The organism is Paenibacillus sp. PCH8, from assembly GCF_002968835.1.
Classification (GTDB): Bacteria; Bacillota; Bacilli; order Paenibacillales; family Paenibacillaceae; genus Paenibacillus.
Window position 1 is genome coordinate 1873718 of sequence record NZ_PKQK01000001.1, and the last position, 18015, is coordinate 1891732.

Sequence of the window (18015 nt, forward strand, 5' to 3'; positions counted from 1 at the left end):
TCAGATTGGAAATCTTCTATTATAAATGATACGACAATTTCAAAAGGAAGAGTTGCATCAAATTTTAGCTATTTCTCCAATCCACGTCAACGATAACGTCAGATGACAGCATTTTTGGCGGGGTGATTCAGATGGAATTGCCCCACGAGTTGTTGCAGGAAGACGGTAATAGCTTCCACGTTGTGCGACGAATGCTGAACTTGCAGCATATCACGGATCAGCTCCATCATCTCGGCCTCGACCTCAGCCGAAGTAGCCCGATTTTGATGGCTGATTGCAGCAATATTCTCCATCAGCATGACCACTTGGTCGACCACTTGCGTGCGCTCAGTTTCTTCAGTGGTAGCCTTCTGCAAAAGTTGTGAAGCGGCCTGAACCAGTGTGGTGCCTTCAGCGAGCACTTGATCTCCCTCTGTGATTAGCTGGGAAGCAGCTTCCGCCGCAGTGGAGATCCGGTCCAAGATCAGATGTATATCTTCAGTGGAAGAGTGGGATAATTCAGCCAGCTTGCGGATTTCTCCCGCCACAACCGAGAATCCTCGGCCATGTTCACCCACGCGTGCGGCTTCAATTGTAGCATTCAGAGCGAGCAGGTTGGTTTGGGCTGAAATTTCATCAATGACAGCCAGTGCACGGTAAATCTCTTTCATTGTACCCATGAAGGACAGGATCGTACGGTTGGTATCGGACACGGCACCGGAGATTTGGGTCATTTTGTCCCCGATTCGTTCCACTTCCTGCTGCGCCACACCGATCTGTTCAGTTGCAGATGTCTCCAGTTGCTGCAGGGTTAGACGCATGTGATCTGCAGCGATCTTGGCTTGATCGAGATCTTCCAGCTGGTTGCGGGTTGCCTGGATCATGGAACCGAGTTTGACATTAACACGATCCGTAGTACTCTGGGTTGTCTCAGTTGAATTTCGCATCTGCTGCTGGTTCTCCATCACATCTACCGTGGCAAGTTGTACCTTCAGCATGATGCCTTCCAGAGAATCAATCATGTTGTTGATCCACTTGGCCAGTTCACCTGATTCATCTTGGGCAAAAGCAGACGTGTTCAGGCGCTGAGTCAGATCACCTCTGCCTTCGGCGTTGATTCGAATAAATCGGCTGATGCGGCGCAAGTCATCATGAACCCGTCGATACTGGCTGCGATGCAGTTGTAATGCGGTGAAGAATCCGAACAGCACATTGAAAGCCGCCATTGCTGCCGCACTCCATCCACTGCCAGTGAGGGCATAGACAAGGGCCGCTCCTGCAACGCCTGACAAGAGCGTGAAGAGACTGTGTTGCTTGAACTGGCGCCAGCCGATGCTCCGTATCCGATACACTTCCTCCAGATCCCCCTCACACATCATGCCCCAGCGATCAGGACAATGTGGCAGTTGAAAGGTGATACCTTTTCCAATGACTGAAATATGGCGGTAATCCGAGTATCCGGGAAAGGCAACAAACAGATTGGAACCATTCTGAATGGTATTCGCTACGCCGGGGTGTAGCTCTCCCGTTGATGGGTCGGTGAACATAAGCTCCAGCTCGGTATGTTCCTTAACGGAAACGATGCCCCAATCGGTGGTAACACCATCTTTCAGATTTTCCCCATGTGTGAAGGTGCGGTCCTCGAAGCGGCTGCGTGACAAGGCTGTTCCGGGTTGCAACTGTGGTCGTAATATTGACTCGGCCATGAACAGATAGTTGTCACCCGAATCGGGATAGATATGGCCTGATTCTCGTTGAATCAGGTCACCGAGGACATCCCCGGGAACACGGCTGCATAATGAACCAACATATTGACCTTCCTGTAGAATGGGGTTGATAAACAGCAACGTGACATCATCGTGAAAAGCGGACGAGCGTGGTCCAATATCCAACGTCAGTGGATCGGAATAAGGCCCATACAAACACTTTTTCCCATGATGATCTGCTCGGGAGTACTTCAATCCTGGTCCAATCAACGCTTCGTGATCTTCATAGATCTGTCCAACATGTTCCTTATATGTAGAGAATACCACCTGATTATGTTCGTTCATCATAAATAGCTCCGTACTGTCAACGGCTCGAATATAACTGGATTGAAACCATGCATCTAGTTTGCTTCGTTGCTGTGAATCTTGTAATACATCTTGTAATTGAACGGAATGTAACTGTTGAAGCAATCGATCCAGGTGATTCCATTGTTCATCTGCCCAGTCCATCATAAGCTGCCGCCGCGTTTCGGCAATTCCTTCGAAAATCTGTTCCACATCTTCCTTTATATGTGCGTTCAACCGATACGATCGCCACAACGGCAATCCTTTTCGCCATCCCAGCCAATCAAACATCATAACCACCCCAATTTCTGGATTTGAAAGCTTCGTTCTATTGATCTTTTGGACAGCCCTGTGTAGTTGATCCGGAACAATGGTACCGCCTTCATCATTCAGGACAATTGACCCACATGGCAGTGGAGGTCCTTGTACGTCTATTCAATCTTTATACAAGAAAATGAACAAGAATACGAGGGGATATGTCATATTTTCCGAATATTTAATCAATAAATACAAACGATCGTGCGCTTGTTGTTAGGTGAAATACATGTTAGCTGTATACGAAGAAAACTCACATGGATGTATCTGAGAATCCATCTCATTTTACATTGTGTAACATGAACAGGCCCATACTCAAAACACACTGTATAATGTAATCCCCGCCCAAAGCAATATAGTATTATCTAACAAGCAAAACCTGTTACGTTCGTGTATGTAAACCTCCCATTCAGCCTTGGTGTGCAATGAAAACTACTTCCCACAAAGGAGAATGCCCATGTCCTCCATATCCTCAGCTACAGTCCCCGAAGCCTGCCATATTGATGTGGATCATGGACTACTTCAGCTCCGAATTTAAATAGATATATTGATACCAAGGAGGATTGATAATATGAATAAAAGAGCAACTGGTATTGTCCTCCTTATCATCTCTGCCACATTATTTATTTCGAGAAATATTACACACTTTATAGTTGCGGCAATTATGGGGCGCAAAGATAATGTTTTGGGCGAGGGCATGTTTGAGTATGCATTGTCAGTTACTAGATCCTTTTCTAATATCCCAGAAATCATAGCACTTTCTTTAGGAGTTGTTTATCTAACATGGGCGGAACTGGATAAAGGTAAAGATAAGCATTGACTAATGAATCAAAGTTTTTTTCTTTCTTAAAGTGGTCATAGCCCCGCCAAGTAGACAATAAAAAATTATTAGCGGCGACTTTTTCCTGGAATTGAATTGGGGAGAAGTCGCCCAGTTTGTTTTGGAACGCTCCATGTTGTATAACGAAATATACTCCGTAATTTGGCTCCTTAGTTGCTCAAGGTTCTGAGGTTTCTCCAAATACAACTTCTCCGTCTTTAAGTGAGAGAAGAAAGACTTTTTTCGCTGGCACAACAAAAATCCCCTCCGGTATCCAGTGTTTGAGTTCACTGTCTACCATGAAGGGGATAATAGCATTATCTAATTAATCTTCGATTCTTTTCTTTTTAAATTTCATCAGGAACTCATACACAATCGGTACGATAACCAGTGTGAGCAGCGTGGAGCTGATCAGACCGCCGATTACGGTAATTCCAAGTCCTTTGGAGATGATACCCGCACTTTCTTCGAGACCCGTTACCAGTGGCAACAGGGCACCAATAGTAGCCAGAGCGGTCATCAGAATTGGACGAAGACGTGTTGCACCGGCTTCCAGCAAGGCTTCACGGGTAGGCATACCCTCTTTTTCCTTGTGAATAACACGGTCGATCAGCACGATGGCGTTCGTGACCACGATCCCGATGAGCATCAGTCCACCCATCATAGCGGAGACGTCAAGCGTGCCGCCAGCGATGAACAAGCCGACCATTATACCAATGACTGTAAATGGCAGGGAGAACAGGATTGCAAATGGTGCCAATCCGCCGCCGAATGTAACAACGAGCACGAAGTATACAATGGCGATGGCTGCCAGCATGGCAAGACCCAGTTGAGTAAAGGTATCATTAATCTGCTCGGTTGTACCGCCGAACTTCACTTCAACGCCATCAGGCAGATCTAGCTTGTCGATCTCAGCCTGTAAGTTACTCGAAGCTTTCTGTACATCCGAAGCCAGGATGTTGGCTGTGACTTGCACGACCACCTTACCATCAATTTGCATGATGGAGTTTGGAGACGTACCTTCTTCCACTTTGGCAACATCTTTGATCGGTACTTCAATACCCAATGGTGAAGTGAGTTTTTCATTCTCAATATCGGCAATGCTAGTGAATGTTTTATTGTCCGTTTCTACATATACTTTATACGTTTTGTTGTCGATATCCACTTGCGTAAGCACAGGACGTTCCCGTGACGGGCTCAGTGTCATAGCCAGTTGGCCTGCAGTCAGGCCCAAGGAGCTTAGTTTCTCCTGATCTGCGACGAGCGTATACTGCCCGTAGGTGTCGGCGAGTGTTGTGTCTGCTTTTTCAAAATTATCCGTATCCGCTTCAACCAGTTTCAGAATTTCATCCGATACAGGTTTGAGCTGCTCTACATTATCGCCATAGATGGACAGGCTCAGGCCGCTACCACCCAGACCCCCGGACATATCAAGTTCATTCCAGGTTCCTACGGTAACTTCCTTCTTCAGACCTTCTACAAGCTCTTCCTTCACCTTAGTGAAGTCTTTCGTATCTTCGTTATATTCAATATAGAAGAGAGCTGAGTTTCCGCCTCCGCCACCCATACTGCTCAGTGGGTTTGTGCCGCCGATGGAATATTGCATTTTCTCCAGACCTGGCTGTGTCAGCAACCACTTCTCGGCAACGAGGGCTTCTTTCTCCACATCTTCACGTAAAGCGCCGGTTTGCGGACTGTACGTAATCGTCACATATTTATCCTGTTGTTCAGGCAGGAAGCTTGCACCGATGAACGGGTACAGGAACAAACTGCCGACCAGTAAAATTACAGCGATACTGACCGTGATGAGTTTGTGTGACAGGGTCCAGTTCAGCAGGCGTTTGTAACTTTCCGCCATCTTGCCTGGTTTTTCTTCATGGTTTTGTTTGTTCTTCAACCCTTTACGGAACAGGGTATGCGCGAGCATCGGTACGATGGTAATGGCAACGATCAGGGATGCCAGCAAGGCGAATACCATGGTCAGTGCAAATGGCAGGAACAGTTCACCCACCATACCGCTTACCAATGCAAGTGGCAGGAATACCGCAATCGTTACGATCGTGGAAGAAAGGATTGGCACAAACATCTCGCGAGTTGCTTCGCGAACCAGTTCACGGCCTTTCAGTTTCTCACCTTTGAGTGTTAATCTGCGGTAGATGTTCTCGATAACAACGATGGAGTCATCGACAACCCGTCCGATGGCAACCGTCATGGCACCCAGAGTCATCATGTTCAAGGTAATATCCATCATGTTCAGCGCAGTCAATGCCATGAGCAAGGAGAGCGGGATCGAGATAATGGAGATAATGGTTGAACGAATATTACGCAGGAACAGCAGGATGATCAGGATGGCGAACAAGGCACCAAAAATGGCTTTGCCCAGCATCGTGTTTACCGAGTCCTGAATTGGTTTACCTTGGTCAAGAAGTACAGTCAAATCAGCATTTTTGAACTGTGTCTGTAATTCTTCTGCTTTGTCTTTGACTGCGTTAACGACATCAACCGTGTTGGCATCGTTGGATTTTACAACCGAAATACCGATCGATTCTTTGCCGTCTGTCCGGGAAATGGATTCCGCTTGACCGATGACTTCGATCTTGGCAATTTCACTTAGTTTCACGGTTGGAATTCCAGGTGCACCAGCAGCGCCGGAAGGGTTACCTACACTGGCATTGCCACCAGCAGCTTGGCCTGCAGCCGGGTCCGTTCCTTGTGCAGAGCCGGGTGCAGTACCTTGACCTGCTTCGCCAGCTGCCGAAGGGTCACCAGTGGGTACTCCAGAGCCTTGTGGTGCTGTGCTTGAACCACTGCCCGTGGCAGATCCTGCACCGCCAGGTATTACGGGAATGGCAAGGTTCTTCAGATCATCGATATCGACGATGTTTCCATCCACGACAACGGCTTTCTGAGATTTATCCATTTCGAACAGCCCAAGAGGTACACGAATGGATGAACCTTGAACGATACCGTTAACCGTATCTTCGGTCAGGCCCAGTTCGGCCATTTTGGCTTGGTCAAACTTCAATTGAACTTCTTTCACATATTGACCGGACACCTGTACCTGAGCTACACCGTCAATATCTTCGAGTGCAGGCTGAATATCCGATTCAACCAGTCGTGTCAGTTGTTCCAGGTCACCACCGTCCTTGTCGGACAGGCTCAGAGATACAACCGGGAAAGAGTTAATGCTGAACTTGGAAATAGTCGGCTTCTGCACGCTGTCAGGCAGTTGTACTTCATTCAGTGCTTCACGAACGGTTGCAGTTGCGTTGGTCAGATCAGTTCCATAATCAAATTCGAGTGTGATGGATGCTGCGTTCTCCATGGAAGTGGAAGTAACGCTCTTAACCCCATCGACATTCCGCAGTTTTATTTCCAGCGGCTTCGTGACATCTTCAACAATTCCCTCCGGTGCAGCCCCCGGATCAATAGCAGTGACATTCAGAAACGGTACGTTGATGTTCGGGATCGTCTCTTGTTTCATCGTGAGTCCGCTGTACAAACCTGCGAAAGAGATGATAATGGTCAGAATCCAGATCGCAAACTTGTTGTTCAGTGAAAAATTAATAATACCTTTCATACGATGGTTTCTTCTCCTCTCTGTTTCTCCTGTTTATGTGTGTGACGAGTCAGCTGGGATGAACCGGCTATACATGGCATCCAGAATATGCTGAAGCTCGGAGTGCAATGGCTTAATGGCGGTTACGTTCTCCAGATTGTGCATCATGCCCAGAATAATGGCGCGACGCGGGGTGAATTCCATGATCTCCTGCCTGAGAATGGCGATGGTTTCAAGTGCATCATTCTTAGGTTGCCCTACAGGCAGATCGGAGGCAGCAATATCCTGCATCTGCTTGATAATATGAATGGGATGCCGCATCACTGTGGAATCGGGATTGGCTTCGGTAATCCAGGCGGGCCAGTCCTCCAATGGAATCAAGGGTACAGGTCTTTGACTGAGAAATCCGTGTGCAGCATAATCCATCATCTGTAACAAGTTGGTTGCCATTTTGGTAACGGTAAGGGAAGGCATCTCGGTAAACCAGATCTTGATGTAGGAGAGGAACAGCCCGTGTGTAAGCAAAATAAGGTCAACGGTATAAGGTTCAATCTCGGGTCCATACTGATCTTCAAGCTTATCCTTGAACCAATGCAGGGTACGGATCTCCAGATCTCTCTGCTGCGGATGGCAGTGTTCCTTGCGTTGCTGCTCATCATCCATCATCATGCTGCGCATCTGTACCCGTAGAAATTCCTTGAGTTCGGACACATGGATGAGCAGTGTCTCAATCTGCTTTTGCAGACGTTCTCGCGAGGTGAGGCTGGTTTCATGTTCAATCTGGGTCATCTCGTCCATTAGTGTGTACATGCAATACTCCAGCGTACTGGCTTCTAATTCCTCTTTGGATTTGAACATGATGTAGAGACTGCCTTTGGACATGCCGCATAATTCTGCAATCTCTTGCATAGATGTTGCCGCACTGCCTTTGGCAGAAAACAGCTTGAGTGCTGTAGTAACAATGAGTTTCTTTTTCTCATTCATTTCATGAATAGGGTTCATTAATGATACCTTCACCTCATAAGAGAACTCTTGAGTTCTTGAATTGACTTTAAGGTCAAACCAAGTATAAACGATCTGCATGATGGAATTCAAATGGGAGGAAATTGGTAATCAAAAGATGGGGTATTAGGAAAGTTTGATGCAGGAAACATGAAATATAGAACGTGAGATATATAGTTGGGACGAGGGAGTAAATGAATCACTTAAACGAATGAGTAACATGTATTACAGATGTTGTGACCTGTATGTATCATGCGAAATAATGGAATAAGGACAGATTATTTTCCTGTACTGAAGTCATATACGGCGAGAAGCATGATGGTTACATAAAATGATGCGATAGAAGGCACCTGTGGCGATTAGTAAACCGTAGCCTGCATAGAAAATAATAGGTTTTCATCCTTTTTTCATGATGTTGCCCTCCTGTAGTACGGTACTGGGTGTACATAGGTTCCCTATTTATATCATATCCCTCAAAAAAGACGACCTCCTGATCGAAGTCGTCTAATTTCTATTACTAAATTTAATAGATATTATAATGGAAGCTAAGAATTACACGATAACGGAGAGTAGTTCTGCAATCGGAGTTATAGCGTGTAATTCATTTTACTTTCGTTAGGTGATCAGTTTCAGACCAACCGCTGCCACCAAAATCATCGCGATAAACAGGATCCGCTTCGCTTCTTTTCGTTCACCGAACAGGAACATGCCTGTTAACGTACTGCCTACCGTGCCGATCCCGGTCCACACTGCATACGCTGTGCCCATGGGAATGTACGTCATCGCGTAGGATAACAGTGAGAAGCTGAATACAAAGGATACGAGCATCAGTACGATATAAGGCCAGCCTTTCCGAGTGGAAGCACCGTTAATACCGATGACGCCAAAAATTTCACATATGCCTGCACCAACTATAGCCATCCAAGCCATTATGCTGCACCTCCTTTGGCTTCTTGCTGATCGGTAACCAGCTTCAGCCCGACTACACCGCAGAGCAGCAGTCCAATGAGCAGTACTTTGGCCAGGCGGAACGGCTCGCCGAACAGCAACATCTCCGTAAGCACAGTACCTGCTGTACCAATTCCGGTAAACACGGCATACACCGTACCCACAGGCAGCCTTTTGGATGCGGCAATGATCAGCCCGAAGCTGATCACGATGGCAAGTCCCGTCAACGTCCACTCCCAAGCATTCGAGGCGTGTTTCAGCCCGCTTACCCAGACAATCTCTATAATTCCACCGATAAATACATATAACCAGTTGCGGTTCATGATGATGAATCTCCTTCCGGCACAACGCTCCGTGCCTCTTCGTTCAGATGATGAATGCCATGCCAAAAGACTGGCCATACTGCTTCCAATCGTCTCTGGTATCGACGCGAACTTCCGTAGATAATCTCCACCGTAATACCGTCGAGAAATGTCATGAATGCAATGGCAGCCTGTTCCGCGGGAATGGGTAGCAGATCTCCATCACGCAGTGCCCTTTGCAGCAGGCGTGTCAGTGCGCGTTCCATGCCGTCAATAAACGGATACACCAGATCCATCACTTCGCTATATAGAGAAAGCGGCGGATAAAAACAATTGCGCAGCATGAAGCGAGCAGAGGCATGGGCATGGTACTCTTGTTCGAACCACGTCAGAAAACCCTTCAGCCTGTGCTCCAGTGGCATGTCCGCATGATCACGGAAATACTCCAGAATGTGCCGCTGCACCTCTTGGAATGCAAAGGCTAGCGTGTGTAAAAACAAGTCATCTTTGCAGCTGAAATGCGCATATATCGACGGTTTTTTAATCCCGACTTCATCAGCAATAGCTCTCAGAGAAGCCCCTTCATAGCCATCTTTGGCAAAATGGAACAGGGCTGCATCCCGAATGGATTGTGCAGTCATTCAATCACCTTCCTAACGGTCGTTAGGTAATTATATTTTCACACTTTACATCGCCTGTCAATAAAAAACCACCTGCACAGTAGAGTACAGGCGGATATGACATGTATGAATGTGATCAGAAGGTCGTAAGACCCAGAATCAATTGCAGCTTATAGAGAATACCTTTCAAAAATGTTGTTTTCTCTTGGAACTCATCCAGGTTTAGTGTGAACTCGGCATCATTATTATTCCAGATCCGCTCAAAATAATTCGTGATATCAAGCGTGAACTTATTGTCTGCAGGTGCGGCGACCCATAGATCATTCTCCAGATTGTAATCATTCATGTTTCGGGGTGTAAAGTTGGTTGAACCCCGAGGACAATATGATCTCCGGTTGCTTTCGCAATATAGATCATCTTGGTGTGGTACTGCTCTTTGGTCGTGTTATACCAACGGATTTGGATTTTGCCATCGGATTTATCATGCAATTCGGCGGCGACAGGACGGTTCGGGATGCCGATCTTTTCCTGACCAAAGGCATTCTCATTCGGATCAAGCACCAGCCGGATCTCGGTTCCACGTTTCGCTGCATCCAGCAGAGCTTCCAGCACTTTCGGAGAGGCCACATAGAACATGCCCATCCATAAGGTATCCCCTTTGCCAGCTTGGTTGATCTCATGGAGCACAGCGTCATTCACTTTGCCTTCGGTCAAATAGCGAATTCGCAGATCCCCTGTGTTTGAATCCTTTGAAGGGGTGTATAAGCAGGCATCTGACCTCCGCCTGAGATATCAAGTACAGCCTGCTCCGACTGAAGAATATCCCCAATGATCGGACCTGTTACTTCAAATGCAATGTTCGAGTGGTAGGCACTCGCATCATGGATATTGCCTGAAGAGACAATCGCGGTCTTCTCACTAACGACAACTTTACGATGGTTGGCTTTCACATTGAGCAATTTCAGATAGGATCGCACAGTTACGTCCGGGCCATCGGTTGCCATCAGGTTCTTAATCCAGCCATCCCCGGATTGGCCAAACCACTGGAAGAAGGTTCGCCAGACAGCCGAGTATACCGGAGTGGAGTCACGTAAAGGGTCCACATCCGTAATGACCACGTGAATTCCGGCTTCTTTCATCTGCTCCAGCAGCGGATTGGGTGCAGAGTTGTAGTTGGTGTTTACTTCATCCGTAATGAACCAGATGTCCATGTCCGGGTGTTGATTTTTTTTGGCAACCAGAGCATCCGTGAACTCTTGACTGACAGGTGGAAAGCTCTGTCCCTTGTGCTGATAGTTGTTGAACAAAAACATATCTACTACGACAAACTGCTGCGCTTCCTCCACAATCTGAAGCATGCGCTGGAAAATCTGCTGTTCATGTTGCATCTGTCCGTCGGAAGAAGGATACGTGAGGTCATGCAGGAACTCGACTTGATCCACACGGTACTCCGGACTTTCGTAGGAAATGCCTGATGGTAATGGTTTATAGGTCTGATAGAGCATAACGGCGATGAGCCATAGAGCCAATAGTACGAGCCCTGTACGTATGTATGGAAATTGGCCGCGTGAAGACTTGCGGTTAGTGGTATGGCGGCGTGATGAGACCAACGGTAGACTCCCCCTTCTGTGCTTCCTGACTTCTATATACCACACGGATGATAACGTTGACGCAGCAGAGCTGGCAGTCGATTAAATGTAAGCTGGGAATGCAGTTAACTAAATGGGTTGGATGCAATCGACAGGTGTATGACCGTTGTGTATAATGAGTGTATTATTTTTGTGGAATGTTGGCTTCTCACAGTCAGGAAAGAAAGTGGGTAATAAAGTGTATTCCATCAAACAAGTCGCTGCCATGCTCGGTATCAGGGCGGTAACCATTCGGGCTTGGGAGAATCGGTATAGTGCGGTCACCCCTGAGCGGACGGAATCGGGTTATCGAATGTACACCGAAGAGAATGTTGCGGATCTGCGCTGGTTGAAAGAACAGGTAGAGCTGCATCAGGCGAATATCTCGGAAGCGGTACGGATGTTGAAAGTTAACAAATTAAGTCCACCCGAGGCGGCTATGCCCACGCCGATCATGGCACCGGTGCCGACGATGGAAGAAGCCTATGCACGTATGGCAGATCAGATCTATGACTCGCTCTACAACTTTCAGGGTGAACGTGCCAATGGTCTGATTGATTTTGGCTTTACCATGTATGGGTACGATTCGATGTTCTATCATGTGCTGGTGCCCATTCTGGTCCGGGTTGGAGATGCATGGGAACAAGGCAGGGCTTCGGTAGCTCAGGAACACTTCATGACCCAGCTGATTTCACAGCGGTTTTATCAGTTTTTCCATCTGTTCCCGATCTATCCGCATCTGCCCAAAGTTCTGGCTTTGTGTCCGGAAGGGGAGCATCATCAGGTGGGGCTGCTGTTGTTCTCTCTGTTTATGCGCAAAAATGGAGCGGAAGTGTTGTATCTTGGTGCCAACACGCCAGAGGAAGGACTCTTCCCGATTATCCGGGAGCAGAAGATCAAGCTGGTCTGCCTTTCAATCACAAGTCCTGGGCTTCTTGAACGGTGTGATCAACTTATAGAGCGAATACAGAACGAGTTTCCGCATATTCGCTTTGTACTTGGAGGAAAGGGTTATGAGCGTGGGGAACATGCACGTTACCCACAATGGATTATGCCCGAGGATTCTGCGGATTGGCAGTCTTGGATCGAACGTGAATATCTTGCAGAACGGCAGCCTGGAGCAAGGTACGGACAGGTCAATCATTAAACATAAATTCAAATGATATGAATAGGTTAGTGTATACAGGACATCCTTTGACGAAAGTGATCAAAGGGTGTTTTTTATATGTGTTAAAATGAATTATTCCAGCAATTTGACCCACTGGTCATTTTTCGGTTTACAAGGTCGTATAATATTTGTATTATATTTGTATAATGTTTTTGCTGCTACCCGCTTAAAGTGTTCCAGAGCGGTTTAATAATAGGCTAGGGGTTAGAGAACTATAGGTATTCCTTACATAGAAAGGTGAGTGGCATGATACCGAATCAACAACGCAAACGTGCAGCTGTCATTGGCGCAGGCCCGGGTGGACTTGCAGCAGCCATGCTATTGTCCGGTCAGGGATACGAAGTAGATGTATACGAGAAACAGCCAGTCATCGGGGGGCGTTCTGCCAGACTGGAACTGGGCGAATATCGATTCGACCGGGGTGCAACATTTTTGATGATGCCGCAGCTGATTGAAGAGATGTTCGACGTGGTGGGACGCAAGTTATCCGATTATGTGGATATGAAAGAACTGACCCCGCTGTATGCACTGAACTTTGGTGACACGGTGTTCACGCCTTCTCGCAATCGTGAAGATACAGCTGCACAGATTAAGGAATTGTTTCCGGGCAATGAAGACAATTACCTTAGGTTCATGCAAGAAGAAGAAGTGAAGTTTGGCAAAGTCATGCCTTTGCTCCGCCGCCCTTTTGGCAAGCTTACCGATTATTTGCGTAAGGACGCAGTAACAGCCCTACCCAAGCTGGATGTGCACAATACAGTCTATGGAATCTTGTCCCGCTATTTCACAGATGAGCGTCTACGCTGGGCATTTACGTTCCAATCCAAATACCTCGGCATGTCAGCCTGGGATTGTCCGGGTACTTTTACCATACTATCGTTTATAGAGCACCACTATGGGTTGTTCCATCCTATTGGCGGTGTGAATCGAATATTCCAGGCCATGGCTGAAGTTGTGGAGGAACACGGGGGACGAATTCATACTTCCTCTCCAGTGAAACAGGTCATCGTTCGCAATGGTCGTGCAGAAGGGCTATGGCTTGAGAGCGGTGAACGCATTGAAGCAGATCATGTGGTGGTTAACGCCGACTTCGCACATGCGGTGAACCATCTGTTTGAACCCGGCGTACTCAAGAAATACACCCCTGAGAAAATGAAAAACAAAAAGTATTCCTGCTCTACAGCGATGCTGTATCTGGGTGTAGACGGTGAGATAGACTTGCCGCATCACTCGATCTATTTCCCGGAGGACTACCGCTTGAATGTCGACGAAATCACGAAGCACAAAATTCTGTCTGCCGATCCTTCTCTATATATTCATAACCCCTCCAGACTTGATTCGACACTCGCACCGGAGGGGAAATCTGCTCTGTATGTCCTTATGCCTACGCCCAACCTTACGGGAGACATTGATTGGGAGGCTGAACGAGCGAATGTGCAGGAGGCGATGATGAAACGTATGGAAGGCATTCCTGAGCTGGCCGATATCCGCAGCCGCATTGAAGAATGCATGATGTTTACCCCGCTGGATTGGGAAAATGAACTTGATGTGTATCGCGGAGCAACATTTAATATGGCGCATAATTTGGGTCAGATGATGTATCTGCGTCCCCATAACCAGTTCGAAGAGTTGAAGAGCGTATGGCTGGTAGGCGGCGGAACCCATCCGGGTAGCGGATTGCCTACGATCTTTGAATCAGCCCGAATCAGCGTCAGACTGATTCAGGAAGAGGATGCCAGAACCCGCTCCAAGCCATCCTCATATGTGAAGACAGTAGAAGCTGGAGGGCATTCATGAAGCGGGCCGCTATTGTAGGTGCAGGCATTGGTGGACTCACTTCAGCACTGTTATTGAACCGCCAGGGTTGGGATGTCACGGTGTACGAACGAGGTTCCCGTGTTGGCGGACGGATTGGTTATGAGCAGGAAGGTGACTACCGGATTGATCAGGGGCCAACGATTGTGCTGCTACCGGAGATGTTACTTGGCATTCTGGAGGAAGCAGGCGTAGATCGTTCGAAGGTTGAGTTGCTCCGCTGTGATCCGTTGTACCGCGTGCATTACCACAGTGGCCGTGTCATGACCAAGATGACGTCACGTGAGGAGCAGGCTTCAGAGATTGAACGCTTGTTCCCGGGAGAGAGTCGGGGATTCACACGGTTCATGAAAGATATGGACACATTGTTTCCGGCAGGACGGGCAGCGTTTCTGGAAAGGGATTTTCCTCGCAAAAGGGATTTCTTCACACCTTCTCTCATGTCACTCATGGGCAGATTGCGTGCACACAAAAGTGTCCGGAAAGCGGTAGGCGATTATTTTGAGCATGAGGAATTGCTGGATGCGTACTCACTACAAAGTCTATACATCGGTGGATCACCGTTTGGTACGCCGGGCATCTATTCCCTTTTGCCTTACGCAGAGCATGAATATGGCATCTGGATGGTGAAGGGCGGTTATGCCGCATTACCTGCCATTCTGGAACAGGAACTGATCTCACGCGGTGGGCGTGTCGTGCTGAATACGGAAATAACCGGACTTACGATTATAAATGGTGTGTGTGAAGGTATAGAAACGGCAGCAGGCGCAAAAAATGTGGATGCAGTCATCTACAATGGTGATTTCCCCCATCTTTCGGGTTTGCTTGGTCAGTCACCAGAGGTAGCGCGGAAAAGAAAACCGTATCGTCCGTCTTCCGGGTGTGTGTTGCTCTATGTTGGCGTGGACAAAACCTGGGAGGATGCAACGACACATCAGTTCTTCCTGCCACCAAGTCTTGAAGGCAGTTTGCAGGAAGTGTTTAATCAGCGAAGAATCCCGGCCAAGTCCTCCTTTTACGTATTCAATCCAGTTGCATTGGACGAGACGGCTGCACCTCCGGGCCAGAGTGTACTGTACTTTCTTATTCCCGTGCCCGATGCCCAAGGTGTCGACTGGGATCAGGAGAGCGAAGCATTGGCAGAAAGGGTGCTGGAAGAAGCGGAGCAACGCGGATTCCCGGGACTTCGTGCAGCGATCCAGTGGAAAAAGGTACGTACACCCGCTGACGCAGAGCGAGACGGGCTGTATGGGGGCGGAAGCTTCGGTATTGCGCCAGTGCTGTTCCAGTCTGGTGTATATCGGCCACAACCCAAGCCTTACCCCAATATACAGGGATTATATGCCGCAGGAGCATCTGTACATCCTGGAGGCGGAGTGCCGATTGTGATGCAGAGTGCACGCATGGCTGTCAATCAACTCATGAAGGAGATGGGAACATGAATGAAGCAATTTTAAACAGGTGTGAAGAATTGATGCAGAAGGGTTCTTCATCTTTTTATCAGGCTTTTAAGGGCCTGCCTAGTCCACGTCGGGAAGCGGTATATGTCATTTATGCCTTCTGCCGCATGATTGATGACAGTGTAGATGAGCCGGAACATTCGCCCTATACGATTCATGAAATCCATGATTTGTTTGATCAGCTTGACGACGCGGAAGGGCACTTTATCTGGCCAGCACTGAGATGGTTGTTCAGCAGTTTCCCTCATCTGGATAAAGGGCCATTCTTCCGTCAGATGGAAGGACAGCTCACGGATCTTCAAGTGACGCATTATACAACGATGCAGGAACTGGAGCACTATTGTTATCTGGTAGCCGGAACCGTTGGTGAGATGTTGTTGCCTGTATTGCGGGATGATAACGGCGCGGAAGTAGCCATGAACGGGATTGCGCTGGGCAAAGGCATGCAGATCGTCAATATTATTCGGGATGTTGGTGAAGATCGTGCCAGAATGCGTCGGTATGTTCCGCTGGAGATCATGGAGAAGCATGGATACTCCGAGCAGGACTTCAAAGACGGGATTGTAGACGAACGCTTTATTGCCATTATTCATGAATTAAAAGCAGCGGCAGTGAACTGGTTCCGTATTGGCATGGATCGTTTGGATACGTACCCAACGGAAAGTGCATTTTCCATCGAGCTTGCGGCAGCCTTTTATTCCACCATTCTACATGCGGTTGAGCGCAACGATTATGATGTGTATACCAAGCGGGCATATGTGAGCGATGAATTGAAACTGGAGATGCTGAGTGCGATTGTGAAACGTTACCCGATGCTGGCCTATCAAGCCTCCCGAACGGCGGTATCCTGATGATCCAGTGGCTTTACTGGGCGTGGTATGTCATTGGAGCAACCTTGATGCTAACGATCGGTGTGCCTGACGTATTGTCTTTTTCAAATGGTTTATTTCTAATCTTCTACGCATTGTATGTGCTGGATCTCATCTACCAAGGGCGTAATCGGACAGGCCTGTCCGACCAGTCAGTCATCTGGCTGAAACCCGGACTCTGGATAGCCTCTGTGATCATCTGGCTTGGAGGTATGGGCGTGGAGTGGGTAGGGGTTCATACCCATTGGCCCTTTGGCGAGTATGCTTACTCGGACTTCTTCGGGATTCATCTGTTCAGTGTGCCAGTTACACTGGGTTTCGCCTGGATTGCAGTGGTGGGTAACTCGGCACTGTTAAGTGGCGGTGGTTCAACCTGGACTGCCAAATTGCTTCGAGCAGTGAAGACCGGGTTCTGGGCGATTGTACTCGATCTGATACTCGACCCTGTTGCGCACGCGAGAGGATTCTGGGAGTGGCAGGCTCCAGGTGGATTCTACGGTGTTCCGTGGACCAATTACATAAGCTGGTTTATCATGGGTGCATTCCTATCCCTCTTCCTTCCGGCCATGCCTAATGACCGTAGCTCATTGCTGCGTGCAAAATGGTTGTATCAGCTGTTTATTCTTCTGTTCGGCCTGCTTGCTCTAAAGGAAGGGATTACGGGCAGTTTTATCATCGCCATTGCTGGTGTGCTTCTTGCCGAAGGGAGCTGGCTATATGATTCGCGCCGTAAAATCAAAACCGTTTAATCGTATTTTTGCCTTATACAATCACTATTATCTGCTACGTCGGCGCTTCCGCTCCTTCACGCTCACAGGGTCACTGGACCCGCAGGTGGACATCAGGGACAACTCCCCGATTGAACCGACTCGTCCCGTGATCTATTTCATGAACCACAGCTCCTGGTGGGATGGTCTGCTGCTCTATCATGCGGCCAGGCAGACATCGCGGGGTGATCATTATGTGATGATGGAGGAGCAACAGCTTCAGCAATATGCTTTTTTTCGTAAATTGGGTGCGTATTCGATCAATAAGGAGAGTGCGTCCGGTATTCGGACCTCTCTACAGTACACCAGTGAATTATTGGATTCAGGTAAAAGGGTCTGGATTTTTCCGCAAGGAGAAATATTGCATCAGGAGGCCAGACCAATTCAGTTCCGTCCAGGCATCGGATTGTTGCTTCGTCGCTCTCCAAATGCCATCGCCGTACCGGTAACTTTGTGCCATGGGATGGTCCAGCATGATCTACCGGAAATATCGATGCAGGCGGGCCCGCCTATAATGGAGGATTGGAAGGCGTTGAAGAGTGAAGAGATTGCCTCCAGACTCGGCCATGTGCTGGAACAGCAGTTAGACGATCACAGATCAGAGCTTGTACGGATGGGGCAGGGAAGTTTACCGGATGCAATACCTCTGATTCGTCATGTACGTTCGACAAGTGAAAAATACGATGCCACGCGAAAGCGGGTGAACCGTTAG

Annotated in this window: 14 protein-coding genes and 1 pseudogene; 7 read left to right on the forward strand and 8 right to left on the reverse strand. The window is 48.0% G+C overall.

Going from position 1 to position 18015, the window contains the following annotated elements; all coding sequences use genetic code 11:
• Positions 1 to 98: 98 nt before the first annotated feature.
• Positions 99 to 2324, reverse strand: coding sequence for a methyl-accepting chemotaxis protein (locus C0Q44_RS08125; RefSeq protein WP_308737395.1), 2226 nt, complete (start codon positions 2322 to 2324; stop codon positions 99 to 101).
• 592 nt (positions 2325 to 2916) lie between these two features.
• On the opposite strand from C0Q44_RS08125, the gene C0Q44_RS08130 reads away from it, so the two are divergent.
• Positions 2917 to 3165 (forward strand): hypothetical protein, encoded by a 249-nt coding sequence (locus C0Q44_RS08130; protein ID WP_105406813.1) that lies wholly within the window; start codon positions 2917 to 2919, stop codon positions 3163 to 3165.
• Here C0Q44_RS08130 and C0Q44_RS31735 read toward each other — a convergent pair whose 3' ends face one another.
• The 7 genes and pseudogenes from C0Q44_RS31735 to C0Q44_RS08165 form a co-directional block, all read right to left on the reverse strand.
• Positions 3166 to 3456: an IS3 family transposase gene (locus tag C0Q44_RS31735; protein ID WP_105406814.1), complete on the reverse strand. Its 291-nt coding sequence runs from the start codon at positions 3454 to 3456 to the stop codon at positions 3166 to 3168. It lies immediately after the preceding gene.
• Between the two features lie 34 nt (positions 3457 to 3490).
• The gene (locus C0Q44_RS08140; RefSeq protein ID WP_105406815.1) at positions 3491 to 6745 is read right to left on the reverse strand and encodes an efflux RND transporter permease subunit; all 3255 of its coding nucleotides are present in this window, start codon (positions 6743 to 6745) and stop codon (positions 3491 to 3493) included.
• A gap of 33 nt (positions 6746 to 6778) precedes the next feature.
• On the reverse strand, positions 6779 to 7726 hold the full coding sequence (locus C0Q44_RS08145) for a TetR/AcrR family transcriptional regulator (RefSeq protein ID WP_181150903.1): 948 nt from the start codon (positions 7724 to 7726) through the stop codon (positions 6779 to 6781).
• A 615-nt stretch (positions 7727 to 8341) separates the two neighbouring features.
• On the reverse strand, positions 8342 to 8656 hold the full coding sequence (locus C0Q44_RS08150; RefSeq protein WP_105406817.1) for a DMT family transporter: 315 nt from the start codon (positions 8654 to 8656) through the stop codon (positions 8342 to 8344).
• Entirely contained in the window at positions 8656 to 8997 is a 342-nt protein-coding gene (locus tag C0Q44_RS08155; protein ID WP_105406818.1) for a DMT family transporter, read from the reverse strand. The genes C0Q44_RS08150 and C0Q44_RS08155 overlap by 1 nt, the downstream gene beginning before the upstream one ends.
• Positions 8994 to 9617, reverse strand: a complete 624-nt coding sequence (locus C0Q44_RS08160; RefSeq protein ID WP_105406819.1) for a TetR/AcrR family transcriptional regulator — start codon at positions 9615 to 9617, stop codon at positions 8994 to 8996. The genes C0Q44_RS08155 and C0Q44_RS08160 overlap by 4 nt, the downstream gene beginning before the upstream one ends.
• 115 nt (positions 9618 to 9732) lie before the next feature.
• Positions 9733 to 11101, reverse strand: a pseudogene (locus tag C0Q44_RS08165) (phospholipase D family protein).
• A gap of 259 nt (positions 11102 to 11360) precedes the next feature.
• On the opposite strand from C0Q44_RS08165, the gene C0Q44_RS08170 reads away from it, so the two are divergent.
• The 6 genes from C0Q44_RS08170 (at position 11361) to C0Q44_RS08195 (ending at position 18015) form a co-directional block, all read left to right on the forward strand.
• On the forward strand, positions 11361 to 12371 hold the full coding sequence (locus C0Q44_RS08170; RefSeq protein WP_258166209.1) for a MerR family transcriptional regulator: 1011 nt from the start codon (positions 11361 to 11363) through the stop codon (positions 12369 to 12371).
• 267 nt (positions 12372 to 12638) lie between these two features.
• Positions 12639 to 14189 (forward strand): phytoene desaturase family protein, encoded by a 1551-nt coding sequence (locus C0Q44_RS08175; protein ID WP_105406820.1) that lies wholly within the window; start codon positions 12639 to 12641, stop codon positions 14187 to 14189.
• Positions 14186 to 15649 carry a phytoene desaturase family protein gene (locus C0Q44_RS08180; RefSeq protein WP_105406821.1) on the forward strand — a complete coding sequence of 488 codons (1464 nt, stop codon included), beginning with the start codon at positions 14186 to 14188 and terminating at the stop codon, positions 15647 to 15649. The genes C0Q44_RS08175 and C0Q44_RS08180 overlap by 4 nt, the downstream gene beginning before the upstream one ends.
• The gene (locus tag C0Q44_RS08185; RefSeq protein WP_105406822.1) at positions 15646 to 16518 is read left to right on the forward strand and encodes a phytoene/squalene synthase family protein; all 873 of its coding nucleotides are present in this window, start codon (positions 15646 to 15648) and stop codon (positions 16516 to 16518) included. The genes C0Q44_RS08180 and C0Q44_RS08185 overlap by 4 nt, the downstream gene beginning before the upstream one ends.
• A complete protein-coding gene (locus C0Q44_RS08190; RefSeq protein WP_105406823.1) occupies positions 16518 to 17285 on the forward strand; it encodes a carotenoid biosynthesis protein in 768 nt (255 codons plus the stop codon). Before C0Q44_RS08185 ends, C0Q44_RS08190 begins: the two co-directional genes overlap by 1 nt.
• The gene (locus tag C0Q44_RS08195; RefSeq protein ID WP_105406824.1) at positions 17254 to 18015 is read left to right on the forward strand and encodes a lysophospholipid acyltransferase family protein; all 762 of its coding nucleotides are present in this window, start codon (positions 17254 to 17256) and stop codon (positions 18013 to 18015) included. Before C0Q44_RS08190 ends, C0Q44_RS08195 begins: the two co-directional genes overlap by 32 nt.

Excerpts from the sequence above, each read along its gene's own strand:
- C0Q44_RS08125 (WP_308737395.1), bottom strand. The coding sequence starts at position 2,324 with ATGATGTTTGATTGGCTGGGATGGCGAAAAGGATTGCCGTTGTGGCGA.
- C0Q44_RS08195 (WP_105406824.1), top strand. The coding sequence starts at position 17,254 with ATGATTCGCGCCGTAAAATCAAAACCGTTTAATCGTATTTTTGCCTTA.
- C0Q44_RS08155 (WP_105406818.1), bottom strand. The coding sequence starts at position 8,997 with ATGAACCGCAACTGGTTATATGTATTTATCGGTGGAATTATAGAGATT.
- C0Q44_RS08180 (WP_105406821.1), top strand. The coding sequence starts at position 14,186 with ATGAAGCGGGCCGCTATTGTAGGTGCAGGCATTGGTGGACTCACTTCA.
- C0Q44_RS08160 (WP_105406819.1), bottom strand. The coding sequence starts at position 9,617 with ATGACTGCACAATCCATTCGGGATGCAGCCCTGTTCCATTTTGCCAAA.
- C0Q44_RS08150 (WP_105406817.1), bottom strand. The coding sequence starts at position 8,656 with ATGGCTTGGATGGCTATAGTTGGTGCAGGCATATGTGAAATTTTTGGC.
- C0Q44_RS08140 (WP_105406815.1), bottom strand. The coding sequence starts at position 6,745 with ATGAAAGGTATTATTAATTTTTCACTGAACAACAAGTTTGCGATCTGG.
- C0Q44_RS08145 (WP_181150903.1), bottom strand. The coding sequence starts at position 7,726 with ATGAACCCTATTCATGAAATGAATGAGAAAAAGAAACTCATTGTTACT.
- C0Q44_RS08190 (WP_105406823.1), top strand. The coding sequence starts at position 16,518 with ATGATCCAGTGGCTTTACTGGGCGTGGTATGTCATTGGAGCAACCTTG.
- C0Q44_RS08175 (WP_105406820.1), top strand. The coding sequence starts at position 12,639 with ATGATACCGAATCAACAACGCAAACGTGCAGCTGTCATTGGCGCAGGC.
- C0Q44_RS08170 (WP_258166209.1), top strand. The coding sequence starts at position 11,361 with ATGAGTGTATTATTTTTGTGGAATGTTGGCTTCTCACAGTCAGGAAAG.
- C0Q44_RS08130 (WP_105406813.1), top strand. The coding sequence starts at position 2,917 with ATGAATAAAAGAGCAACTGGTATTGTCCTCCTTATCATCTCTGCCACA.
- C0Q44_RS08185 (WP_105406822.1), top strand. The coding sequence starts at position 15,646 with ATGAATGAAGCAATTTTAAACAGGTGTGAAGAATTGATGCAGAAGGGT.